Origin of the sequence: Proteiniclasticum ruminis DSM 24773 (genome assembly GCF_000701905.1) — a bacterium.
GTDB lineage: Bacteria > Bacillota > Clostridia > Clostridiales > Clostridiaceae > Proteiniclasticum > Proteiniclasticum ruminis.
Genome location: NZ_JNKC01000008.1, coordinates 14,637 through 32,386, shown reverse-complemented (window position 1 = coordinate 32,386; position 17,750 = coordinate 14,637). Strand labels below are relative to the sequence as shown.

Sequence of the window (17,750 nt, the reverse complement as noted above, 5' to 3'; positions counted from 1 at the left end):
GCAGAAGAAACGGAGGAAATGAAAAATGGGAAAAAAAGTATTAGTAGTCGGAGCTGGCATGGCCGGACTGTCTTCCGCCATACGGCTGCAGCATGCAGGCTATGAGGTGGAAATCTATGAACAGGGATCAAAGCCAGGTGGTAAAATGCATCAGATCAAAGCCGAAGGATTCACCTTTGATGTGGGGCCTACCCTAGTGATGATGCCATCCATCTACCGTGAAGTCTTCACCCTGGCAGGAAGAAACCCCGATGACTACATCCCCATGAAGAGACTGGACCCTATGTATGAGGTGTATTTCAAAGATGAGCCCTACAGGCATTACGAAGTGAGCTCTGATCTGACAAAACTCATGGAGATGGTGGAAAAGAAAGGACCAGAAAATGCCAGAGGCTTTCTTCAGTATCTTTCTGAAATCTACACCCGGTATCAGGTCGCTCTTGATCATTTCATCACGAGGCCCTTCCGGAATAAAAAAGACATCTACAACCCTTTTATGATGCAGCAGGCGCTGAAACTCAAAACCTTTGACAGTGCGGACCATATGATGGCCTCCTTCATGCCAGACAAGGATCTTCAGCAGATGCTCTCCTTCCAGACCCTCTACATTGGGGTATCCCCACAGAAAGGACCCTCTCTCTACAACATCATCCCTATGATTGAACTTCTCTACGGTGTCTGGTTCATAGAAGGCGGGATGCACACCATGGCACAAGGCATGGCGAGACTCTTTGAGGAGCTTGGCGGTAAAATCCACTACAATCATCAGGTGGATGAAATTCTCATCGCGGGTGGAAAAGCCCTGGGACTTTCTGTGAAGGGCAAGGCTGTGACATCAGACTATGTCATCAGCAATGCGGATTTCCCCTACACCATGACCCACCTCATCAAAGAGGACAGCGCCAGAGGAAAATACACCAAAGAAAAGATCGACAGCATGGACTATTCCTGCTCCTGCCTGGTCTTTTACTGGGGCATGGATAAAACCTACGAAAAACTCGCACCGCACACCTTTATCATTTCTAAAGATCTGGATGACAACCTTACCCGAATCTTTGACGGACGTCTCATTGAGGATCCTTCCATCTACCTTCATGTGCCCTCCCAGGTGGACCCTTCCATGGCACCGGCAGGCAAATCCAGTTTCTACACACTGATACCTGTGTCAGATCTTGGCACAGGAACCTATGAGTGGAGCGAGGAGACCATCAGCCATTACCGGGAAAAAGCCTTTGAAACCCTCTCCCGGATCCCTGGTCTTGAAAATATCCAGGAGGAAGTGGTGTTAGAGAGGATCTTTACTCCAAAAGACTTTGAGCGGTCCTTTTCTGCCTATCGAGGCGCTACTTTTGGACTTCAGCCCACCCTCCGTCAGAGCAACCACTGGAGACCCCAGGCCAAATCCATGGAAGTGGAAGGACTCTACTTCACAGGGTCCAGCACTCATCCTGGTGCAGGGGTTCCCATCGTTCTTCAATCTGGAAAGATCTGCGCCGAGGAACTGAGGCGGGATGAACCGGGAGATGAGTTCAAGTGATGGGAAAAGAAAGAAAAGCAGATGTCCTTCAGCGCTCCTACGAAGCCGCAGAAGACATCATGAAGCAGCGTGCCAAAAGCTTTTATGAGGCTTTCAGAAGACTTCCCGAAGATAGATTTCATGGAGTATGTGCTCTTTATGCCTTCAACCGCTATGCAGACGACTTGGCAGATGGGGATGCTGCAGCTAAAACAAGAGAAGAAAGACTTATGGCCTTGGAAGAGCTGGAAAGAAACGTGAAAAACCTGTATTCTGATGAATGTATGGGTTCATCCTTGGAAGAAAGCTTCTGGCCTGCCTTTCAGGACACCGTAACCTCCTGGGGGATCCCTCTAAATGCTCTTCTGAATCAAATAGAAGGACAGAAAAGCGATCTTTCTTTTCAGGAGATACAAACCATGGAGGATCTCAAGGAATACAGCCGGAAAGTAGCAGGATCTGTAGGCAGAATGATGGTGCCTCTTTTGGCACTGGATGAGAAGCTCGCTGAGGATCCGAACTTTCTATTAGCTTGTGAAGAGCTTGGCATCGGTATGCAGATCACAAACATCCTGCGGGATGTGGGGGAAGATCTTCGGGAAAGAAACAGAATTTACCTGCCATCAGAGTTTCTGGAAACCTATGGCATTACAAAAGAAACTTTAAGGTCACTGAGTTTTGGAGAACAGACCACAGAAGATTCTCTGCCCTCTGGATTCATTCAAATGGCAGATCATCTCATGGAACTTGCAAATCCCCTTTATGAGGGCATTGCTTCTTATCTCCACTATTTCCATCCTGCAGCAAGAACCCCTTTATTATCAGCAGCGCTTCTTTATCAGGGCATCCACGGAGCCATCCGGAAATCCCGCTATAATGTTTTCACAAAAAGATGCTATACAGATTCCATGACCCGGGCTAAACTGGTACTAAAGGCTAAAAGTCTTGTGGATCTTCTGTAATATAGCAATGAACTAAAGGAAGGATAAGAAATATGGAAAACATCATTGGTCTCACTTCATCGCTGGGCTATATTTTCTTTGTCATCGGGATCGCCACAGTGGTGGCAAAGAAAAGCCAAGGCGCTTCAGAAACCTCGAGAAAAGTGGTCCACATTCTGGTGGGCAACTGGGTTTTTTTAACGCCTCTTTTCACGGAGCTCTGGGCTGTGGTTCTTGTGCCCTTCACCTTCATCATCATCAACAGCTTGAGTCTTAAATACACGCTCATTTCAGCCATGGAAAGAAACGATGACAGCTTGGGGACAGTCTATTATGCTGTCAGTCTCTTCTTCCTCTCCGGCCTTGGTTTTATCCTTGGATTCCGCGCGCTGCCTTATATCGGAGTCCTCACCATGGCCTACGGAGACGGCTTTGCCGCCATCACCGGTAAAAAATGGGGTAAGAGAAAGCCATTTCTCTTTGCACCTCAAAAGTCATTGGCCGGAAGTCTTACGGTGGCCGTTGCAGCATTTTTAGCCACTTTTGGCAGTCTTCTCTACTTCCAAGAGGAGTTTCGCCCAGAGCGCAGTCTACTCTTTATTCTATTTATTGCACTTCTGAACGGTTTTTTCTCTGCCTTCATGGAGCTCACTGGGAAAAAAGGCTGCGACAATCTGACTCTACCCATAGGATCCGGACTCTTTTCAGTCCTTTCCATGGAGTTTGGCACCCTGCAGTATTTTCTTTATCTGGCCGCAGCCCTTGCCATACTGGTTTATGCCTTCAGAAAAGAAGCCATTACCCCGGATGGAATGGTGGCCGCTCTTCTCACCGCTGTGACTCTATATACCCTTGGCGGATTTCTTTTGGGCTCCAGCCTCATTCTGTTCTTTATTCTTGGTACCGGCGTCAGCAAGATGAAAACCAAAGAGAAGCATGAAGCAGAAAAGACCCAGGAACATACAGGCGCCAGAAACTGGAAGCAGGTCCTGGCAAACTCACTTCCTGCGGTGATCCTCTCTTGGATCTACTTTTTCACAGAGGAGCCCATTTATCTGTTTCTTGCTTTTACAGTTTTCTCCGCCGCGGCATCGGATACCTTCTCCTCTGAAATTGGGATGATGAGTAAAGGCAGAGTCTTCCATATCCTTACCGGCAAACCTCTACCCATGGGTGTTTCCGGTGGCGTGACCCTTCAAGGACTAGTTGCGGGTATCGTCGGAAGCGTCCTTCTTTCTCTTCCGATTCTTCTAGCCTTCGGGGCAGAAGAATATCTTCTCGGGGTTCTTCTTGGGTTCTTTGGCACCATCATAGACAGTGTTTTAGGGGCCTCTCTTCAACGTAAGTATGAAGATGTTTCTGGAAAACTGCAGGACATTCCAGCCCATGCCATGGACCTTCCGAAGAAAGGATTCAGACTGGTATCTAATAATGCCGTGAATCTTCTCAGTCTCACCTTGGTGGCCATCGTAGGGTATGTAGTGACCACCCTTTGAGTTTAGAATTTGAGGATAAAACAATAAGAGCTGGCAACTATGAATGATTTCATGGCTGCCAGCTCTTTCTATGCTAATTCATATTCTTTTATACCTGTGGCTTCTCTTCTTTAGATCCATCAGCTGTAGGAACGATACTGTTTTTCTCCAGCTCTTCCAGACGTTTTGTGAGATTCTCCACCGTCTCAATCTGAAGAAGAATAAAGGTCATAGGACTTTCTGTCATAAGAGCAAAAAAAATTTCATCTTATTTCTTTCCACTCACGCTACATAATGATACTTTCTCAGGAATACTTTCCCATATATGACCTTATACCTTACTGTATTCCCTTTAGTGGGTAAATGGGGTCTAAGCTTCCTACAGGATAATACGCCAAGTCTTCCGCTGTCCAGTTGGTGGTTGTGAAGGCTTGCCGATCCTGGTCCGGTAAGGGAAAAAGATCTTTCTCCTCTGCTTTTCCACTCTTTTTGTAGAGACTGCCCGATGCAATCTCATAATAGTAATGATAGTCGTCTATGGTTTTCTCATGGGTGAAGCCAAAAAGGTAGATTCCTTTTTCATCACTGCTGAGTCTAGTCTCTGAAAGTACACCCTCTCCAAAGGCTTTCTCCACATTGAGGTCAAAAGCCGTCAGCATTTTTTCTTCTTCCACATCATATAGAAATAGACCAAATGACGTATGAATTCCAATCCTTTCTTCTGTCTCATAAAAGAGATTCCCGATTTCAGCGCGTTTTTGTGCTTCGCTGTATCGTGGTGTCTGAAGATAACTGTTGTAGTTTTCTATTTCCTTTTCTTTGTCACAGGCTGCTCCAAATAAGAGAAGCACGCCCAGAACAATACTCCAATATTTTTTCATACTACTCTCCCTTACATCAACTACATGATGCATTCTTTTTTCGTTATTTTTCTCTGCTTTCTTTCAGATAATAGAGATCTTTTCGAAAGGCAAGATAGACCCATATGATGAAATAGCCGGGGATGAGAAGCATCAGCAGCGCAAGGTATCCGGACTGCTGAAACATGACGAATCTTCTTCCAGAAAGAAAGATAACAAAAATCAGCATGAGGAGGAACACAAGAAATGCCCCAGCGAGCAGAGCTCCGCTCATATGCATCATATACTTCCCCATGAACCGGTCCCCTTGCTCTGTTCCCAGGAATAGTAGAAAAGCCAGTAGAATGGGACCTGGCCAGGTCCATAGAATATAGGATTTCTGGTCTACTTCTTCTTCTCTTTTCAGGATTTTAATGATTTTCAAATGAATTCCCCCTTAATTCAGTACTTCTGGTTCACGGAACTCAAGCTTTACAAACCGATCCATACCGGGAACCACCGGCACCACATCTAAGACAAAACGGTAAAGTTTCCCTTCCACAAAGTCCTTCACTCGATATCCCGGATAAGACAAGGATTCTTCTGTTCCATCCCCAGTGTTAAAGACCAGGTAGGTGTTGTCACTTTCGCTATCGTAATACACCTGATCTAAATGGTCTTCCACAATCATCTGGTCTCCGGCCACATAGTTTCGCGCTTCAAAAAGGACCATCCCTGTCTTTTCGTCCTTCATCTCCCACTGGACATCACGGAATGTGAGTACTCGGTTTTTATCATAGCCAGCTTCTCTTTCCACGGTGTCCCTCACAACAAACATAAAGTTCTTATATTCATAAACTTTCAGATGGTCTCCGAATACCCTTTCCACTTCCTTGGGCTGGATTTGGTACTCTATTTTGACAGGCTGCTGCTCTTCTGTTTCTAGGATTTCATCTATGATCTCCGCAGATGGCTTCATCACTGGGTTTGTCAAAAGCAGTACCGCTGATATGCCCAAAAGCATCAAGGAGAACACCCTGACCCACTTTTTCGGACTTCTGTACTGAAGGATATTCCGGACTCTTCCCTTAAGATCCCCAGCGGAATACCCCGCGAGAAGCACCGGATCTGGTTTTCTCATTTCAAGGCTGAGCAGGGTCTCTATATAGGCTTTGTGCTGAGGCTTCTCCATATTTTTCAGAACGGCCTCATCACAGGACTGTTCCATATCCCGGACCATGAGGACGAAAGAAATCCAGAGGATGGGATTGAACCAATGAACAAGAAGTATCAGATAAGAAAGGGCTTTAATCAGGGGATCCTGTCTTCTCAAATGTTCTTTCTCATGTTCGATGATATGAGTTCTCTCCATGGCGCTTAAATCTTTCGGAAGGTATATCCTGGGATGTATGACGCCATAGGCAAAGGGTCTTTTTATCTCATTGCCCATGAAAATCTCACCGGATATCCGCTTTGTCCCTTGGATCTTTCTTCGGATTTTCCATAAACTTCCAGCAAAATGAAGAAGCAGGATTCCAAGAACACTGAAGTACACTGCAGCTAAAATATCAACCAGTAAGAGATCCTTTACGAGAGACGCCTTATCTCCCAGAAACAGCACTGGAACCTCAATGAAGGCTTCGGTGGTCTCCATGGTGATGCTTTCTTGTGTCTTTTCTGCCACCAGAGTCTCTGGCAGAATGCTCACAGGACTGTTGATGCCAAGGGGCAGAAGAAGACGGATGAGCAGAATACTCCATAGAGCGTAGGAAAAGACTTTCGGGAACTTCTTCAGAAGCATTCTCACAAAGAAGATCCAAAGTGCCACATAGGATGCCTGAATCGATAGGCTGAGGATGGCGATGAACAAGTCTCTCATCCGTTATCCTCCTCCATCATTTTTCGTATTTCGGCAAGCTCTTTCTCCGAAAGCTTCCCCTCTCCTGTGAAAGAGGCTAGAAACGATGGAAGAGAACCTTGAAAGAACCGGTCCAGAAAGTCTTTGCTTTCAGCATAGAGAGCTTCTTCTCTGGATACCAGAGCACTGACCGTTGCTTCTTCGTTTCTCAAAAATCCTTTATGTGCCAATTTTCTTAGAACGGTATAGGTTGTGGATTTTTTCCAGCCGAGGCTGTCCTCTGCTTTTTTCACAAGTTCTGTGGAGTTGATGGGTTCATGGTCCCAAATAATATCCATTAGATTATATTCCGCTTCAAATAGTTTATATGCACTCATACAGATCTCCCCCTTTTTCCTATAAGTTTATCATGATAAACCTCTCATCGCAACAACAGATTCTGAATTTCTGCATTCGTCTTGCCGTTCATATCTATTCAAGATTGAAACTATGGCATAATTGAGTTCTTCGTTTCAACTTCCAGCCCATTTACGTTATAATGAAAGGGACTTATGAATTTGAAATATCGAAACGAGGTGCCACATGCAGGATATATTAAAACTAAAGCCTATTTTCCAGGAAAGGATCTGGGGTGGAAGAGCCTTAGATGAGTACTTTGGATATGAGATTCCCAGCGATACCACTGGAGAATGCTGGGCAATCTCCGCTCACAGGAACGGAGACTGCCTCATTGAGAATGGAGATTTAGCAGGACAGAAGCTGAGTGAAGTCTATAAAACCCATAGAGATCTTTTTGGCAGGATCAATTCGCCTGTATTTCCACTGCTCACGAAGATTCTGGATGCGAAAAATGATCTCAGTGTGCAGGTCCACCCTGATGATGAGTATGCCATGCAAGAGGAGAATGACTTAGGTAAAACAGAATGCTGGTATATTCTCGATTGTGAAGAAGGCGCAGAGCTCATCTTCGGACATACCGCTAGAACACGAAAAGAGCTGGAAGAGATGATAAAAAGCGGAAGCTGGGACAGCCTCCTTACTCGCGTCTCCATTCAGCCTGGAGATTTCTTTTATGTGCCCTCAGGAACCATCCATGCCCTGTGTAAAGGAACACTGGTTCTTGAAACCCAGCAGTCCTCTGACACCACCTACCGGGTCTATGACTATGACCGTGTGGATGATGAAGGGAAGAAGAGAGATCTTCATATAGAGTCCTCTATTAAAGTGGCCATGGTGCCTCATGTTGGCACCAGAGTGCACCCAACGGTACAGGAAGAAGAAAATCTCACCATCACCCACTATGTGGACTCCACCTTCTTCACGGTGGAAAAGTGGGATGTTCATGGAGAAGCAGACAAGAAACTTCCTGGATTCACCTTGGTCAGTATCCTTACCGGAGAAGGCACCATGAATGATCTTCCAATAAAAAAAGGAGACCATTTCATCTTGACAGAGGCTAAGGACACCGTGAAACTAGAGGGACAGTTCACCGCCATGGTGTCCTGGATCGCAAAAATAAAGTGCTGAAACCTCTAAGAAAAATAAGAAGACCTGCTTCCATGAAGGGATCCCTTCATGAGTAAGCAGGTCTTTTGCTATGGAAAACTAATGGATAACGATGATTTAAGCTGCTTTATCAGCCTTCTGGTCTTTCTTCAGCACACTGGCCTTCAAGAAGAGTCCGAGGCATCCCAGTGCAAAGACGATACCCACTGGGTAAGCAATGGAAGTGCTGAGCTTGAAGCCTTCAGGTGCCATCAGAATGTAAGTCATACTTACTGCGGACATGAAAGTCGCAGGAATCGCAGCCAGCCAGAAATTCTTTGCGTTTCTGTACAGATACATAGCAGCCAGCCATAATGCCATCATGGCTAAGGTCTGGTTACTCCAGGAGAAGTATCTCCAGATCATCTGCACATCCATCTGTGTAAGGACTGCACCAACACCAAGAATTGGAAGTGTCAGAAGGAATCTCTTCTTTGTGTCTTTCTGGTCAATGCCAAACCAGTCAGCAATGACAAGTCTAGCACTTCTGAATGCTGTGTCTCCTGAAGAAATCGGACAGGCAATAACACCGATCATGGCGATGACTGCGCCTATTGGCCCGAGGAGTGTGGAGGTAATTTGATATACAACAGGTCCTTGTCCACCAAGCTCTGTTAATGCCGCCTGAAGTCCACCTGTGGTTTCATAGAATGCCACACCAGCAGCAGCCCAAATTAGAGCAATGACACCTTCAGCCACCATGGCTCCGTAGAATATCTTTCTTCCGTCTTTCTCTGTATTCATGCATCTAGCCATAATGGGTGACTGGGTTGCATGGAATCCGGAGATGGCTCCACAAGCTACGGATACGAACATCATAGGCCAAATTGGTGTACCCTTTGGGTGAAGATTGGATAAGGTGATTTCTGGAATATGGTATCCTTGGAAAAGAATTCCGCCAATAACTCCAAGTGCCATAAAAATCAGGCTTAATCCAAATATTGGATATATTTTACCGATGATCTTATCAACAGGAACAAACGTCGCAATAAAGTAGTAAATGAGAATCACAACCAGCCAGAACACTTTATCCAGACTGTCAGGTGTCAGCATGGCAAGAAGTGCCGCAGGACCTGTGGAGAAAGCCACACCAACCAGTACAAGAAGCACTACTGAGAACACTCTCATGACCTGCTTCATGCCAGTTCCAAGATAAATACCCACAAGCTCGCCAATGCTCTTTCCTTCATGTCTCATGGAGATCATTCCGGTCAGATAGTCATGGACACCACCCGCAAAGATTGTACCAAAGGTGATCCATAAAAATACAGATGGACCCCATAAGGCTCCTGCAATGGCACCGAAGATTGGTCCAAGACCTGCGATGTTCAGAAGCTGAACAAGAAATACACGCCACATAGGCATTACAACATAGTCTGAGCCATCCGCCAGAGCAACCGCAGGCGTCACTCTATCATCAGGTCCGAACTGCCGTTCCACATACCTGCCGTAGAGTGCATAACCAGCGATGAGAACAAAGAGACAAATAAAAAATGATACCATGAATAAATCCTCCTTCATCCTAGTTCAAATGTCTTTATAGGCCTTAAAGACATTTCCTTGATTCTCATGGTATCACTTTGTTCAATTTTAGAACTCATTTTTTGTAAAGGTTATCATTATGGGTGGGTGAAATGCAATAAACCTGGTGTCAAATGCAAAGCTCTTCTCTCAGCTCCTTGATGATCTTCCTGCTCACCGGCAGCACCACCTCTTTTTGCCCCGAAAGCTTCACTGAATATGTGCCATGAAACCAGGGTGCAATCTCAGAGACATAGCGGAGATTGACAATGTAGCTCTTCTGAATCCTGAAAAACCCCTTATCCTTCAACCGCTCTTCATAGTAATTCAGTGTGTTGTGATCCTCAAAATCTTCATTCTTCGTATGAATGACACAGACTCGGTTTTGGGATTCTATATAGACCACTTCTGATAGATCCACCATCAGTGTTTTCTTATCCAGAGTCACAGGAATCTTCTGAAAAGATTTTCGCTTCGGCTCTTCCTCTTCCTCTTTTCTGTCTTTTTTCACATGATACCGCTCCAGCATCTGTTTTACCTTTTCTCCTGAAAAAGGCTTCAGGAGATAGTAAAGCGCTTCTACCTCAAAAGCCTTTTCTGCGTAGGTGCTGAGGGCAGTGGCAAAGACAATCTCCGCCTCCGGCATCTTCTTCCTGGCCATATAGGCCAAAGCAGATCCGCTGATATCTCCAAGATTCATATCTATGAGCAGCAGATCAAAGGCTTCTTTCTTCAACACTTCCAGAGCTTCTTCTCCTGAAGAGATTTCTGTGAACTCCGCCTCATCCTCATACAGCCCAATGAGATATTTCAGCTCACTTCTAGCGGGTTTTTCATCATCAATGATGGCTATTCTCATATTCCAAGCCTCCTTATGCAAATACTGGCTGATACTCAATTTCCATTACTTTGGGGAGTGTGATGATGACCTTGGTCCCCTCTTCTCCTGTTTGGATCTTAAGCCCTTGGTCTCTTCCATAGAGATAACGCAGTCTCTTTTCTACATTGAACAGTCCAATGGAGAATTCCTTGGTCTCTCCTTCTTTCAGCGCCGCAAGCACTTTCTCCGGAATTCCCTGCCCGTTGTCTTCAATGGTAATTCTCACATTCTCGCCTATACTTTCCACCGTAATCTCAACAATGCCTTTCTTTCTCTTCATGGCCCCATGGAGGATGGCATTCTCTACTATAGGCTGCAGGATGAGGCATGGCACCTTCATTTTAAGATCACTCTCAATAGAAAGTCTCACATCCAGCCGATCCTCAAACCTTGCTTTCTCAAGCTCCAGATATGCATTGACATACTCCAGCTCTTCATAAATACTCACAAATCCATCTTGGGTTTTGATGCTGTTTCTAAAATAAGCTGCCAGCGCAATGAGAAGATCTCTTGCTTTTTCCGGTTTTTCCCTGGTAAAAGCAGAAATGGTGTTCAGGGAATTAAAAATAAAGTGCGGGTTGATCTGGGACTGCAGTGCGCGGTACTCCACTTTATGAAGAAGAGCCTTCTGATGATCCAGTTCTGCCAAGTCATACTGTACAGAGAAAAACTGCGTCAGCCCTTCCACAAACTCTTTTCCTGTAGGGATGCTGAAACCGGATTTATTGCTGATCACAATAAGCGTCCCTAAGGTTTCGCCATTTTTAAAAATCGGGGACCCCATGTATACTTTACTTTTCGCAAAAAGCTCTCTTTTGCCGGTTTCTATATTGCTCTCGTAAAGAAAACTGGACTTTTCCACATAGATTTTTCTGGCAAAGTCCTCCAGAATCTCCAGATCTTTCTTGCTGAGTTCTCCATAGGTAATCAGAAGCTTCTCTCCTTGGGTAAATACTGCTGCCTGATGACCCGAATGGTTCACTATGGTTTTGGCGATCTCAAAAAGATTCTCTTTGTCATAGGTGCCTTTGGCGAGATAAGGCAGACACTTTCTCGTAATTTCAAAAGTCATGGTGGTGTTTTTCCCAATTTCATAAGCCTGCTCTGTGAAGATGCTTTTGAAAATGCTCATGAAAAACACCATCCCCACGGAGTTGAACATGACCATGGGCACAAAAATTGCACGAACCAGGGTATATGCCATATCAAAAGGCCTTGCGATGAGAAGAATCAGCGCCATCTGAAGAAGCTCTGCTGCAAAGGTCAGAAGAAACACATGGGACTCCTGATATCCTTTTGCCTTGATTCTAGAATAAAAAAACGCGGAAAGTACACCCTCTGCCATGGTGGAAATGGCACAGGACAGTGCTGTAAGCCCTCCCACATCACTGAAATAGCGATGAAGCCCTGCAATGACAGACGCTCCGATACCCACAACAGGTCCTCCGATGAGTCCTCCTGCCATAACACTGATGACTCTTGTGTTGGCGATGGCACCAGAGACCTCATAGCCTGTGATGGTGGAAACAATACCCATGACACCAAAAAGCACCATGAGAAAAATCTGCTCACTCAGCGCTTTCTTCTCCCCAGTGATGAACCGTTTGGTGATGGAAAACTGGGTCAGAAGCAGCGCTAAGATAACAAGTAGGCCGATATTCAATATAACACTGCGTATAATTTCAAGATCCATGATCAAAATGGAATCGCCCCCATAAAATATTTTCAATTCCTATTGTACCTCAAAACCATTTCTTTGAGTACCAAGGATATCGGAAGAATTTCAACTCAGACATTTTCTATGATGTTCTAATGTTCAAAGAAAGATTTTCTCGTAAAAAGAGAGCAGATGATTTATCCGCTCTCCTTAAAGTCACTATTTCCTGGATTCTCTGAAATGGATGGCGGCTCCAATCAGATTGGCATCACTTCTGAAGGCGCAGGGAACAAGATTCACCTCAAGTCCCTCTGCTCCTTTTCCTGCTAAGTACCACTTTGTTCTTTCCAGCAGACTGGGAATCAAATCCTCTCTTCTGGATATTCCTCCTCCAATGACAAACCGATCCGGATTGAACGTGCAGGACAGATTGAAAATCCCTCTTGCAAGGCCATCAATCAGGCTTTCCACATGCTTTATTGCTATTGGATCTCCTTCTTCGGCACGAAGAAACACTTCACTGCCTTCCACCAGTTCCCCTGTTTCTTCACTGTATCTTCTTGCCATTTGGACAGGGCTGCCCAGTGAGCTCAAACTGTCATTTTCTGCGAGCAGCATGTAGCCGAACTCACCGCCAAAGAGATTTCTGCCTTTATAGAGCTTTCTGTCCATGATCACAGCTCCTCCTATACCGGAGCCGATGACCATAAAGAGGACGTCATTCACATCCTGTGCAGCTCCTTCATAAAGTTCAGCAAGCGCCGCACAGTTGGCATCATTCTCAATGGTTACGGGAACGCCCAAAAAGTTCTCCAAGTCCTCTCTGATATTGAAATGATGGATATAAGACACCGCACTAAGACCTCCGATATACCCACGCTCGCTATCCACTGTACCAGGAGCACTGAAGGCTGCACCTGAAATTTCTGTTTCTTTTTTCATTTCGGACAATACCCGAAACAGCTCTTCTTTCATTAATGGATAAGTATCCGGGGTTTTGAAAGATCCCTTATGACGCAATCCATCCTCCCCATAAAGACCATACTTTATACTGGATCCTCCGATATCAACTGCAAATAGATTCATACATCACTTCCTGCTCCTTTATTTTTCAATTTAGGAAAGAATATTTTTTCTCGTGTGTTCTTTCTATTTTTGATCCATCCAATTGGGTTATGCTTACTTCCCGAAATGCTGGGTGGCCAGGGTCACATATTTCCCACCATAGAAAGTTCCGCTGACAGGAGCTGTGATGACTCCAACTCCTACATAAATATACTCCGGATCCAGCATGGCTTTATTGTGTGAAGGGGAGTTTTTCCACCCTTCAAAAATCACTTGAGCGGAGACAGCCTCACTGCCCATATTGGCAAAAAGATTCTCTCCTTTTTTGGTGTACTGCGTATAGCCGAAGATAAAGTTCATAAGATCACCAAAGGAAATATACTCCAAATGGGGATTATAGTGCGCAAAATAATCATGCTGCAGCATAGACTCACTTTTATATCTAGCTGAACTGATGAGATCCTCTTTCAGCAGAAGCTCTTTCAGTCCATTGTCTTTTCTGTAGGCATTCAGAATAGATAGAATCTCTTTCTCCAGATTTTCATGGACAACAGATTTGTAGTTTTGCGGAAGGCTTCTATCTGCAGTACTGAAGTATGCTCTTTTATCCGATGCCACCGCTATCTTTATGTCAATGGTGTCCCCTTTTTTATATATGCCTGGCTTTGATACCATTTCTAAAATGGTCCCGTAAGGATGTGTATCATCAGAGATTTCTATGGCATTGACACGCAGTCCAATATTCCGAACTTCCCTCTGGTGCTTCATCGTAGCATCTGGAAGCATCACTTCATCGCTTCCCACAGTTTTTTCTGTACTCAGTGGGGAAGTTTCCCCAGCGCTTTTTGCAGTTTCATCCTGTGGTGATTTCTCCTGAGGCTTCGAAGCGGTTTCAGTGGGTGACTCTGGTGCTTCAGATGGTTTCGTGTTTGAAGGGGTTTCTACTGGTTCTTTCACGGGTACAGTATTTTCTTTTGAGATTTCAAGGGGTTCTTCCAATGTAAGAAGAATACCGCTGAGATACCCTCCAACGCTGCCGTATTGGACTTTGTACCAGCCGTTGCTGACCTTTTCTAAGGTTTCAATCTTTTCCCCTTCATAGATCACTTGAAGAATCTCATACTGAATCCCGGGACCTTTGCGAAGATTTCCTGTCATTTTCATAAAGAACACCTGATGATGCTTTATGAAGGTGAGAGGCTCTTCTTTTCTTTTTTCATTCTCCATGGGCTCTTGAGCCGATGTTTCTCCACTGGATGGTAAGGAAGGAAGATCTGATACAGGCTCCATCACTTCTTTTTCCGGAGCCTTCTCCACTTGAAGGACTTCAGGATGCTCCTCGTCTGTCTCTTCTTTAGAAAAGTACGGATTGGAGATACAAGAAAAAAGAACGAGACTCGACATTAGCAGACTGAACACTTTAATTCTTTTCATCACTGCACCTCTTTCTCCATTTCTTACATTCATCATATCACTTTTCTGGAAATCCGCACGAAAAAACCGGCAGTTTTTCCACTGCCGGTAAAAATTGTCATATTTTGTCTGTAGACCGTCCTATCGCTTATGGGACAGTGGGAATGAGATTTCCCATGTCCACAATCTCATAGTCTTCCGGCACTTCAAACAGCGCATCAGAAAGATCTCCCACTTTAAAGTCTGTCACTTCCATGACAAAGGCTTCAGAACCGTCTTTGTTATAGGACTCCATCTTCATGGGGAAGCCGTACTCCTCATGGAGCCACATTTTCACATGATAACCCTCTTCAAGCTTTGTGCTCTCCACCACATGACAGGAAACTCCGTTAAGCATTTCTTTCCCCACATAGGTCATGTCTGTTTCATCCACATCGTTGGTGAAATCATCCATGGTAAAAGTATCCTGCTCTCCCTCGACATTTTCTCCCAATGGCATTTTCATGGCCGTTTTAGTGGAGTCATCCAGAATATACAGAGCGTCTTCTCCATGAATCATCACAAAAGTCTGCCCCATGACTTCACTCTCTACTCTCATTTTACTGCCTTTGAGGTACATGCGGCTGATGGTATTTTCACTGTCCATACCTGTGACGTTCATTTCATAATAGATTTCCGCCATATCTTTTCCACTGCCAAAAAGATCTTTCAGTTCTTCCTCACTCAGGGTATTTTCTTCGGAAGGTTTCTCCTCACCAGGCGTCTCTTCCGGCTTCTCTTCCTCTTCTTCTCCTTCTTCTGCAGGCGGTGTTTTAACGGGTGTTTCAGGCTCCTCTTTGGAACTGCAACCAACAAACAGGGCAAACAGCAAAGACACCATGAGAACACTCATCCATCGGATGAGTAAAGACTTCTTGATCATGACCACACTTCCTTTCTTTCATGCAGGGTCATTTTCCCCTGCCATCGTCCTGGAGCGTCAGTCGACAGGAATACATCGTCCATATTCTGTTAAAGATACACTGCTGAATGTTTGACCTCATTGTAGCACTCCGAAAAAAGAAGAACAAGTGACTTCCCATCATGCACAGAACGAAAAATCAGCACCCTTCTATAGAGTGCTGATTTTCACAAAGACTATTCTCCTCTGTACTGGTCATCAATTTCCTTCATACGGTCCACTTTGGGAAGAGAACGTCCTCCCTGGAACTCGCTGCGAAGGTATGCCAGGGTCAGCATTTCTGCATGGGCTTTCCCCATGGTGAGTCCACCCATGGTGATGATGTTTGCATCATTGCTTTTCGCGGCTCTTTCTGCTGAATACACATCCGCTACCTGGGCTGCTCTTATGCCATGGACTTTGTTTGCTGTAATGGCTACGCCAATGCCCGTTCCACAGAGGATGATGCCCCTGTCAAATTTCTTTGATGCCACTTCTTTGGCAACCTTTTCTGCAATATTGGGATAGAGAATTTTTTCTCCTTCGAAGGATCCAAAATCTTCAAACTCAAATCCGTTGTCTTTTAATACTGTAAGGATATGCTGCTTCAGCTCATATCCCATTTCATCGCAACCAATGGCGATTTTCATACTATACTCCACCTTTCTTTGCTTCTCTTACGTTCCTTATGATGGCTTCCAGGTTGTCCATCTCGTGTCCAAACCTGCCGATGAAAAGACCATCCACATCTTCTGACTTTGCAATTTCCATGGCTGTCTCTTTCTTTGCAGACCCGCCATAGATGAGCCGCACAGCTGAGCTTGCATTCTCACCAAAGTGCTCCCGGACAATCTCCCGGATGAGGGCCATGGATTTGTGCACATAAGAAGCCTCTGCAGGCTCCGGCTGTCCGATGGCCCACTCCGGTTCATATGCAAGAATGAGGTCTTGGAATCTTTCCGGAGAGACGTCTTTCAGATAAGAAAGAATCTGATCCTTCAGCGCTTCCTTTCTTCCATCTCCCTTTTCCCGTTCACCGATACAGACAATGGGCCACATATTGTATTGTAGGGTCAGATGCACCTTCTCATTGATCATGTCTGGTGTCTCCTGGAAAAGAGCTTTACGCTCGGCATGTCCGAGCTCCACCAAAGAGCAGGAAAGATCTTCCGCACTCTCAATGGAAAACTCTCCTGTATAGGCACCTTGGGCTTTGGGCGCAATATTCTGCACCCCATAGTGTATGGCAGAGTCTTTTAGGATCTCTGCCACCGGATAGAGTGTCCCCATGGAGGGAATGAGAAAAAGATCCAGATCTTCCATCTGCCCGAGTCTCTTTTTCATCTCCTCTGCCAGGGTCTTCGCCTCTTCCATACGGTTCACGTAAATCTTCAGGCTCATGCCCACGATGGGTTTTCTCTTCATGGTGTTCTCCTTATGCATTCTTCATTTCCTTCAGCATTTCCTGATAAATGAGATAAGAGGAGAAGGAACCGGGATCTCTGAATCCAATGGCTCTTTCACCCAGTCTCATGGCTCTTCCCTTCTTTGCGATGAGGGGAATAGTTCTGTCAGAACCTGCCTTCAGCTCTTCCACAAAGGCTTCAAAGCTTTCCAGTTCATCCTTTCCAGATTCTGCTGATTCCTTCAGCTTATCTACTGCAGGACGAAGCGCATCTACCATGGTCTTATCTCCTACTACAGCTTTTCCTCTCGCTTCAATGGCTTTAACACCATTGTCTATGAATCCTACAAGTTCAGAAAAGCTCAGCTCATTTTTACCCTTCACATCGTCTCCGGCTTTCATGAAAAGACTGCCATAAAGGGGACCTGCAGCCCCACCTACTTTTCCAAGAATGATCATGCCGACTTTCTTATAAAAAGAAGCGATGTCTTCTGTTTCCTCATAGATTTTATCCAGCTGCTTCTCCACCTCACGGAACCCGATGGACATGTTGATTCCATGGTCTCCATCTCCGATATCCGAGTCCAGCTTTGACAGATAGTCCCGATGCTCCTCAAACATGGGGATGAGACGCAGAATAAAGTTTTTAAAAAATTCCTTGTTATATACCATACTATTTCCTCCGGCCAGAACCT

General features: G+C 45.1%; 18 protein-coding genes. 4 read left to right on the top strand and 14 right to left on the bottom strand.

The genetic code is table 11. From position 1 onward, the window contains the following. Nucleotides 1–25 precede the first annotated feature (25 nt). From T487_RS0110180 to T487_RS0110170, 3 genes are read left to right on the top strand one after another with little or no spacing between them, the layout of a single operon-like run. Nucleotides 26–1,537, top strand: a complete 1,512-nt coding sequence (locus T487_RS0110180) for a phytoene desaturase family protein (RefSeq protein WP_031576919.1) — start codon at nt 26–28, stop codon at nt 1,535–1,537. Further along, nucleotides 1,537–2,478, top strand: coding sequence for a phytoene/squalene synthase family protein (locus T487_RS0110175; RefSeq protein ID WP_031576917.1), 942 nt, complete (start codon nt 1,537–1,539; stop codon nt 2,476–2,478). Before T487_RS0110180 ends, T487_RS0110175 begins: the two co-directional genes overlap by 1 nt. A gap of 32 nt (nt 2,479–2,510) precedes the next feature. Beyond that, complete coding sequence (locus tag T487_RS0110170; protein ID WP_031576916.1) at nt 2,511–3,953, top strand: DUF92 domain-containing protein; 1,443 nt, start codon at nt 2,511–2,513, stop codon at nt 3,951–3,953. Nucleotides 3,954–4,041: 88 nt separating this feature from the next. On the opposite strand, the gene T487_RS16455 is transcribed toward T487_RS0110170, so the two are convergent. From T487_RS16455 to T487_RS0110140, 5 genes are all read right to left on the bottom strand, one after another. Continuing rightward, nucleotides 4,042–4,179, bottom strand: coding sequence for a hypothetical protein (locus T487_RS16455; protein WP_155953261.1), 138 nt, complete (start codon nt 4,177–4,179; stop codon nt 4,042–4,044). Between the two features lie 91 nt (nt 4,180–4,270). Further along, nucleotides 4,271–4,813 (bottom strand): hypothetical protein, encoded by a 543-nt coding sequence (locus tag T487_RS0110160; RefSeq protein ID WP_031576915.1) that lies wholly within the window; start codon nt 4,811–4,813, stop codon nt 4,271–4,273. A gap of 43 nt (nt 4,814–4,856) precedes the next feature. Then, nucleotides 4,857–5,216 (bottom strand): hypothetical protein, encoded by a 360-nt coding sequence (locus tag T487_RS0110155; protein WP_031576914.1) that lies wholly within the window; start codon nt 5,214–5,216, stop codon nt 4,857–4,859. Nucleotides 5,217–5,228: 12 nt separating this feature from the next. Further along, entirely contained in the window at nt 5,229–6,650 is a 1,422-nt protein-coding gene (locus tag T487_RS0110145; RefSeq protein ID WP_051651658.1) for a M56 family metallopeptidase, read from the bottom strand. Further along, nucleotides 6,647–7,006: a BlaI/MecI/CopY family transcriptional regulator gene (locus T487_RS0110140; RefSeq protein ID WP_031576912.1), complete on the bottom strand. Its 360-nt coding sequence runs from the start codon at nt 7,004–7,006 to the stop codon at nt 6,647–6,649. The genes T487_RS0110145 and T487_RS0110140 overlap by 4 nt, the downstream gene beginning before the upstream one ends. Nucleotides 7,007–7,211: 205 nt before the next feature. Here T487_RS0110140 and manA point away from each other — a divergent pair, with 205 nt between their 5' ends. Then, nucleotides 7,212–8,156 (top strand): mannose-6-phosphate isomerase, class I, encoded by a 945-nt coding sequence (gene manA / locus T487_RS0110135; protein WP_031576911.1) that lies wholly within the window; start codon nt 7,212–7,214, stop codon nt 8,154–8,156. 96 nt (nt 8,157–8,252) lie between these two features. Here manA and T487_RS0110130 read toward each other — a convergent pair whose 3' ends face one another. The 9 genes from T487_RS0110130 to dhaL all read right to left on the bottom strand — a co-directional run bounded on the left by T487_RS0110130 (nt 8,253) and on the right by dhaL (nt 17,727). After that, the gene (locus tag T487_RS0110130; protein ID WP_031576910.1) at nt 8,253–9,677 is read right to left on the bottom strand and encodes a carbon starvation CstA family protein; all 1,425 of its coding nucleotides are present in this window, start codon (nt 9,675–9,677) and stop codon (nt 8,253–8,255) included. Nucleotides 9,678–9,825: 148 nt separating this feature from the next. Further along, nucleotides 9,826–10,554, bottom strand: a complete 729-nt coding sequence (locus T487_RS0110125) for a LytR/AlgR family response regulator transcription factor (RefSeq protein ID WP_031576909.1) — start codon at nt 10,552–10,554, stop codon at nt 9,826–9,828. Between the two features lie 13 nt (nt 10,555–10,567). Beyond that, on the bottom strand, nt 10,568–12,268 hold the full coding sequence (locus T487_RS0110120) for a LytS/YhcK type 5TM receptor domain-containing protein (RefSeq protein WP_155953260.1): 1,701 nt from the start codon (nt 12,266–12,268) through the stop codon (nt 10,568–10,570). Between the two features lie 183 nt (nt 12,269–12,451). Then, a complete protein-coding gene (locus tag T487_RS0110115) occupies nt 12,452–13,318 on the bottom strand; it encodes an ROK family protein (protein WP_031576907.1) in 867 nt (288 codons plus the stop codon). A 93-nt stretch (nt 13,319–13,411) separates the two neighbouring features. Next, entirely contained in the window at nt 13,412–14,731 is a 1,320-nt protein-coding gene (locus T487_RS0110110) for a CAP domain-containing protein (protein ID WP_162178247.1), read from the bottom strand. A 127-nt stretch (nt 14,732–14,858) separates the two neighbouring features. Continuing rightward, the gene (locus T487_RS0110105) at nt 14,859–15,632 is read right to left on the bottom strand and encodes a DUF4412 domain-containing protein (RefSeq protein ID WP_031576905.1); all 774 of its coding nucleotides are present in this window, start codon (nt 15,630–15,632) and stop codon (nt 14,859–14,861) included. A 215-nt stretch (nt 15,633–15,847) separates the two neighbouring features. Continuing rightward, nucleotides 15,848–16,300: an RpiB/LacA/LacB family sugar-phosphate isomerase gene (locus tag T487_RS0110100; protein WP_031576904.1), complete on the bottom strand. Its 453-nt coding sequence runs from the start codon at nt 16,298–16,300 to the stop codon at nt 15,848–15,850. Nucleotide 16,301: 1 nt separating this feature from the next. Continuing rightward, complete coding sequence (locus T487_RS0110095) at nt 16,302–17,075, bottom strand: triose-phosphate isomerase family protein (RefSeq protein ID WP_031576903.1); 774 nt, start codon at nt 17,073–17,075, stop codon at nt 16,302–16,304. Between the two features lie 10 nt (nt 17,076–17,085). Beyond that, nucleotides 17,086–17,727 carry a dihydroxyacetone kinase subunit DhaL gene (gene dhaL, locus T487_RS0110090; protein ID WP_031576902.1) on the bottom strand — a complete coding sequence of 214 codons (642 nt, stop codon included), beginning with the start codon at nt 17,725–17,727 and terminating at the stop codon, nt 17,086–17,088. Nucleotides 17,728–17,750 lie beyond the last annotated feature (23 nt).

What these genes read in the sequence shown, in the direction of transcription:
- T487_RS0110180 (WP_031576919.1), top strand. Translation starts at nt 26, where the DNA reads ATGGGAAAAAAAGTATTAGTAGTCGGAGCTGGCATGGCCGGACTGTCT.
- T487_RS0110175 (WP_031576917.1), top strand. Translation starts at nt 1,537, where the DNA reads ATGGGAAAAGAAAGAAAAGCAGATGTCCTTCAGCGCTCCTACGAAGCC.
- T487_RS0110170 (WP_031576916.1), top strand. Translation starts at nt 2,511, where the DNA reads ATGGAAAACATCATTGGTCTCACTTCATCGCTGGGCTATATTTTCTTT.
- T487_RS16455 (WP_155953261.1), bottom strand. Translation starts at nt 4,179, where the DNA reads ATGACAGAAAGTCCTATGACCTTTATTCTTCTTCAGATTGAGACGGTG.
- T487_RS0110160 (WP_031576915.1), bottom strand. Translation starts at nt 4,813, where the DNA reads ATGAAAAAATATTGGAGTATTGTTCTGGGCGTGCTTCTCTTATTTGGA.
- T487_RS0110145 (WP_051651658.1), bottom strand. Translation starts at nt 6,650, where the DNA reads ATGAGAGACTTGTTCATCGCCATCCTCAGCCTATCGATTCAGGCATCC.
- T487_RS0110140 (WP_031576912.1), bottom strand. Translation starts at nt 7,006, where the DNA reads ATGAGTGCATATAAACTATTTGAAGCGGAATATAATCTAATGGATATT.
- manA (WP_031576911.1), top strand. Translation starts at nt 7,212, where the DNA reads ATGCAGGATATATTAAAACTAAAGCCTATTTTCCAGGAAAGGATCTGG.
- T487_RS0110130 (WP_031576910.1), bottom strand. Translation starts at nt 9,677, where the DNA reads ATGGTATCATTTTTTATTTGTCTCTTTGTTCTCATCGCTGGTTATGCA.
- T487_RS0110125 (WP_031576909.1), bottom strand. Translation starts at nt 10,554, where the DNA reads ATGAGAATAGCCATCATTGATGATGAAAAACCCGCTAGAAGTGAGCTG.
- T487_RS0110120 (WP_155953260.1), bottom strand. Translation starts at nt 12,268, where the DNA reads ATGGATCTTGAAATTATACGCAGTGTTATATTGAATATCGGCCTACTT.
- T487_RS0110115 (WP_031576907.1), bottom strand. Translation starts at nt 13,318, where the DNA reads ATGAATCTATTTGCAGTTGATATCGGAGGATCCAGTATAAAGTATGGT.
- T487_RS0110110 (WP_162178247.1), bottom strand. Translation starts at nt 14,731, where the DNA reads ATGAAAAGAATTAAAGTGTTCAGTCTGCTAATGTCGAGTCTCGTTCTT.
- T487_RS0110105 (WP_031576905.1), bottom strand. Translation starts at nt 15,632, where the DNA reads ATGATCAAGAAGTCTTTACTCATCCGATGGATGAGTGTTCTCATGGTG.
- T487_RS0110100 (WP_031576904.1), bottom strand. Translation starts at nt 16,300, where the DNA reads ATGAAAATCGCCATTGGTTGCGATGAAATGGGATATGAGCTGAAGCAG.
- T487_RS0110095 (WP_031576903.1), bottom strand. Translation starts at nt 17,075, where the DNA reads ATGAAGAGAAAACCCATCGTGGGCATGAGCCTGAAGATTTACGTGAAC.
- dhaL (WP_031576902.1), bottom strand. Translation starts at nt 17,727, where the DNA reads ATGGTATATAACAAGGAATTTTTTAAAAACTTTATTCTGCGTCTCATC.